We start from the raw sequence: 1,192 nt of genomic DNA on the forward strand, positions 1-1,192 counted from the left end.
ATTACGCGAGGATCGTGGCGACGACGCCGGAGCCGACGGTACGGCCACCTTCACGGATGGCGAAGCGCAGGCCGGTTTCCATCGCGATCGGAGCGATCAGCTTCACGGTGATGCCGACGTTGTCGCCAGGCATGACCATTTCCTTGTCCTTCGGCAGCTCCACGGCACCGGTCACGTCCGTCGTGCGGAAGTAGAACTGGGGACGGTAGTTGTTGAAGAACGGCGTGTGGCGGCCGCCCTCTTCCTTGCTCAGAACGTAGATCTCAGCGGTGAAGTGGGTGTGGGGCTTGATCGAGCCGGGCTTGGCCAGCACTTGGCCGCGCTCGACGTCTTCACGCTTGGTGCCGCGCAGCAGGATGCCGACGTTGTCGCCCGCTTGACCTTGGTCCAGCAGCTTGCGGAACATTTCGACGCCCGTGACCGTGGTCTTCTGGACTTCGCGGATGCCCACGATTTCGATTTCTTCGCCGACCTTGATGATGCCGCGCTCGACGCGACCGGTCACCACGGTGCCGCGGCCAGAGATCGAGAACACGTCTTCCACCGGCAGCAGGAAGGCGCCGTCAACGGCACGGTCCGGCTGGGGGATGTAGGTGTCCAGCGCATCGGCCAGGCGCATGATGGCTTGCTCGCCCAGGTCGCCCGTGTCGCCTTCCAGCGCCAGCTTGGCCGAACCCTTGATGATGGGGGTGTCGTCGCCGGGGAAGTCGTACTTGGACAGCAGCTCGCGCACTTCCATTTCGACCAGCTCGAGCAGCTCGGCGTCGTCGACCATGTCGCACTTGTTCAGGAAGACGATGATGAACTTCACGCCGACCTGGCGAGCCAGCAGGATGTGCTCGCGGGTCTGGGGCATCGGGCCGTCAGCGGCCGAGCACACCAGGATCGCGCCGTCCATCTGGGCGGCACCGGTGATCATGTTCTTGACGTAGTCGGCGTGGCCGGGGCAGTCAACGTGTGCGTAGTGACGGTTGGCCGTCTCGTATTCCACGTGGGCGGTGTTGATCGTGATGCCGCGGGCCTTTTCTTCGGGCGCTGCGTCGATCTGGTCGTAGGCCTTGGCCTCGCCGCCGAACTTCTTGGACAGCACGGTTGCGATCGCTGCCGTCAGCGTCGTCTTGCCGTGGTCAACGTGACCGATCGTGCCCACGTTCACGTGCGGCTTGGTCCGTTCAAACTTGCCTTTTGCCAT

1 protein-coding gene is annotated in these 1,192 nt (G+C 63.8%); it reads right to left on the reverse strand.

The genetic code is table 11. The features are described from left to right. Position 1: 1 nt before the first annotated feature. Complete coding sequence (tuf, locus tag G1O98_RS38275) at positions 2 to 1,192, reverse strand: elongation factor Tu (RefSeq protein WP_163939673.1); 1,191 nt, start codon at positions 1,190 to 1,192, stop codon at positions 2 to 4.

This window comes from Nostoc sp. UIC 10630 (genome assembly GCF_010747425.1).
GTDB lineage: Bacteria > Cyanobacteriota > Cyanobacteriia > Cyanobacteriales > Nostocaceae > Nostoc.

Coding starts and splice junctions, on each gene's coding strand:
- tuf (WP_163939673.1), bottom strand. CDS start 1,192: ATGGCAAAAGGCAAGTTTGAACGGACCAAGCCGCACGTGAACGTGGGC.